Origin of the sequence: Eubacterium sp. MSJ-13, from assembly GCF_018918235.1 — a bacterium.
GTDB lineage: Bacteria > Bacillota > Clostridia > Lachnospirales > Lachnospiraceae > Butyribacter.
Genome location: NZ_JAHLQE010000125.1, coordinates 1 through 3,483 on the forward strand (window position 1 = coordinate 1; position 3,483 = coordinate 3,483).

Here is a 3,483-nt window from a genome sequence, read left to right on the forward strand (position 1 = left end):
AAACCTCCGAAAATAAAGGTTTTAGAGTAAAAAAAGGGGTAGTTTTTTGACACTACCAAAATAGAGAAGGAGAATTGCTTATGACAAATGGAAAGGATAAAAGCGAACCTATTTTAGCGATATGCTACGATTTTGATAAGACGCTATCGCCTGATAATATGCAGACACAGGGGTATATTCAGTCAATTGACTATGAAGTTGATGATTTTTGGAGAGAGTCGAATGAACTTTCAGAAGAAAATGAGATGGATAAAAATCTTGCTTATATGTACCTTATGGCAGAAAAATCAAGGGGAAAAGTTCTTTTTACAAAAGAAACTCTGCATAATGATGGAGCGAAAGTAAAATTGTTTCCGGGAGTAGCAACATGGTTTGACAGGATAAATGATTATGGTGAAAAAAAGGGTGTCAAAGTTGAACATTATATCATATCATCGGGGCTAAAAGAGATGATAGAGGGCACAAAGGTTGCTGATAAATTTAAAAAAATATATGCAAGTTCGTTTTATTTTGACAAAAGCGGTGTGGCTGTATGGCCGGCACAGGTTGTAAATTATACAAATAAAACCCAGTTTTTATTCAGAATAGAAAAGGGTATACTTGATGTAAATGATCCAGGAGTAAATGACTATTTTAAGCCAAATGAATACAGAGTACCATTTCGCAATATGGTTTACATAGGGGACAGTGAAACTGATATTCCATGCATGAAGCTTGTAAATATAAATGGTGGACATTCGATAGGTGTATATGATTCAGAGACTAAAGATAAGACAAAAGTTTATAATATGCTTGAAGAAAACAGGATAAAATATTTTGTACCGGCAGATTATACAAAAAATTCTAAACTTGAAACTCTGGTAAAGCAGATAATTGACAGAACGGCTTCAAACGAAATTCTTGAAAGATTCCATTTTGATTGTGTAAAGGAAAAAAATAATGTGCAGAACACGCTTGATTATTATAATATAAATGCAGATAAATTTGTGGCAAGCACATTGCAGGTAGACTTTGAGGAAACACAGAAAAAGTTTACTGATAAGCTGGCAGAAAATTCATTTATTCTGGACTTTGGATGTGGTTCCGGACGGGATACAAAATATTTTATAGAGCATGGCTACAAAGTGGATGCCGTAGATGGTTCAAAGGAGCTTTGCAGGCGAGCTAGTGAATATACAGGCATAGCAGTGAGAAACATGATGTTTACGCAGCTTGACGCAAAAGAGAAGTATGATGGTATATGGGCTTGTTCATCGATACTTCATCTGACAAAGGATGAACTTGAAAATGTTATGGATAAAATGACAACGGCATTAAAACCAAACGGAATTATATATGCATCATTTAAGTATGGAAATTTTTCGGGCGAGCGTAACGGGAGATATTTTACGGATATGACGGAAGAAGCATTTGGGGAATTTATCGAAAAAATTGATGGAATAACTTTGGAAGAACAGTGGATAACATCGGATGTGAGAGCTGGCAGGGGAGAGGAAAAGTGGCTGAATGTGTTGTTGAGGAGAGGATAAAAGACCGCGGGGGTGCTTCTTGGTCGAAAAGTTAATAAGAGAGATGAAAAGGCTATTCTATCATAAAAATATATATAACAATACAATGGGCAAGTGCGGTTATTGCCATATATATTTTTTTGCTGAACTGTTACAAAAAGAAACAACAAATAATAAGTATAAATTGTGATCATAAAAATATCATGTTATAATAAATAATAGATAAAATATTATATATTATTGGCATAATATCCTTAAAATAGATAATATTTTATCTATTTATAAATAAAGTATATGTATCTTTATGATAAAAGAATTATATATATAGCATCAATATTTAAAAATCTTACTTGACATGTATGTTTGCAGAAATTTTATTTCGTAATTTATCGTGGAGGTGGTGCAGATGGAAGCTCTTGTGTGGGAGACAGCAGAAGAACTTGATATGAAATTGGCAGAAAGAGTTAGAAATATAAGAAAACGCAGGTCGATTTCTCAACAGAAACTTGCTGGGATGAGTAATGTAAGTTATGGTTCGATAAAGAGGTTTGAGACAAAAGGGCAGATTTCACTTATAAATCTAACTAAGATAGCCATGGCACTTGGGATTGCGGATGAACTTAGAAATGCATTTACGCAAGTGCCGTACAGGAACATTGAGGAGGTTATAAATGAGGGGAAACAAAAAAATAAATGTTCTGTATGATGGGAAGATTGTCGGGACAATGGCGGCAACTGTCGGCAGAAAAATAGCTTTTGAATATAGTGATGTATGTATTGGGATTGCGGATGAAATAAAAGAAGTAGTGACTCATATGCTAGGTGAATATTTGAGGGGATGAAATTTGGATATACAGCATTTAAATATAAAAACGACTTAAATATACACAGCTTCATACATATGCTTGACGATACGACAGAATGTTATAAATTCTATTGGCTTGATGCGTTGTTAAAATTATTTTCGCTGGGAAAAACAGAGATTATCTTTGATGACCTTATAAATCAGATGATAGCAAATGATTAACTAGTGTTGAGTGCTTATAGGTTGACGGACATTTTTATTTTTGTTAAAAGGGTTGTAATGTTGAGGCAGCAATATTGCTTTACATTAAATTATATGAATGTTATTATATGCTTGTCGACATAAATAAAACATCTGTCATTATGGATTTACATTCAAAAGTAAACAGGTACTTACAGTTGAAAGGTGGGGGGATATCATGAATAAGGTTATCAAAGCCATATTAAAAACAACAATTTCTTTAGTACTGCTCGTTGCAGTTTCACTCACAGGTTCATATGTAGTAAACACATACGCGGCACAGCGAAATGTTGTTGACGGTCATTCGATGGACAATAATTTTTATGATGGGGAGAATGTTCTTGCAAACAAACTGATATACAACTTTCAGAAACCAGAGCGTTTTGATGTAGTTACAATATATCCTTATGGTCATAAATATAAGGAAGATATAGTTGAATATACGCAGAGACTTGTAACTCAGTTGACGGCTATGATAAAAAGCAAGGATGGTACAAAAATAGATACTGCACAAAGTCCCAAGGATGAATATTATATAAAAAGAATAATAGCTCTGCCGGGTGAGACTATTCAGATTAAAGGCGAGGATATCTATATAGATGGAAAAATTCTTAAAGAAAATTATCGCAAAGATAAAATGGGATATTCCGGTATAGCAGAAAATCCAGTAAAGCTTGGAGATGATGAATATTTTGTCATGGGTGACAATAGGGCAGAAAGTAAGGACAGCAGGGAGTTTGGAGCAGTAAAGATAAAGAATATCGCATCTAAGATATACAAATAAATAATATAATCAAAAATGAAAAGATAATAAAAAGACAAAGAAGTCGGAGGTAAGAGATTTCTTTGTCTTTTTTATTTAGACGGGAATGAAATTGTAACAGTTCAGCCATAAAATGAACAACTGGATATAGCACCGGCTAGAAAATA

At 33.7% G+C, this 3,483-nt stretch carries 5 protein-coding genes; all 5 read left to right on the forward strand.

The genetic code is table 11. The annotated features are described in order from the left end of the window. Nucleotides 1–80 precede the first annotated feature (80 nt). Complete coding sequence (locus KQI69_RS10690) at nucleotides 81–1,529, forward strand: methyltransferase domain-containing protein (protein ID WP_371818780.1); 1,449 nt, start codon at nucleotides 81–83, stop codon at nucleotides 1,527–1,529. A 385-nt stretch (nucleotides 1,530–1,914) separates the two neighbouring features. Further along, nucleotides 1,915–2,214 carry a helix-turn-helix domain-containing protein gene (locus KQI69_RS07905; protein WP_216564822.1) on the forward strand — a complete coding sequence of 100 codons (300 nt, stop codon included), beginning with the start codon at nucleotides 1,915–1,917 and terminating at the stop codon, nucleotides 2,212–2,214. After that, nucleotides 2,180–2,350 carry a hypothetical protein gene (locus KQI69_RS07910; RefSeq protein ID WP_216564823.1) on the forward strand — a complete coding sequence of 57 codons (171 nt, stop codon included), beginning with the start codon at nucleotides 2,180–2,182 and terminating at the stop codon, nucleotides 2,348–2,350. The genes KQI69_RS07905 and KQI69_RS07910 overlap by 35 nt, the downstream gene beginning before the upstream one ends. Beyond that, nucleotides 2,347–2,535, forward strand: coding sequence for a hypothetical protein (locus KQI69_RS07915; protein WP_216564824.1), 189 nt, complete (start codon nucleotides 2,347–2,349; stop codon nucleotides 2,533–2,535). Before KQI69_RS07910 ends, KQI69_RS07915 begins: the two co-directional genes overlap by 4 nt. A 196-nt stretch (nucleotides 2,536–2,731) precedes the next feature. Next, nucleotides 2,732–3,337, forward strand: a complete 606-nt coding sequence (lepB, locus tag KQI69_RS07920) for a signal peptidase I (RefSeq protein WP_216564825.1) — start codon at nucleotides 2,732–2,734, stop codon at nucleotides 3,335–3,337. Nucleotides 3,338–3,483 lie beyond the last annotated feature (146 nt).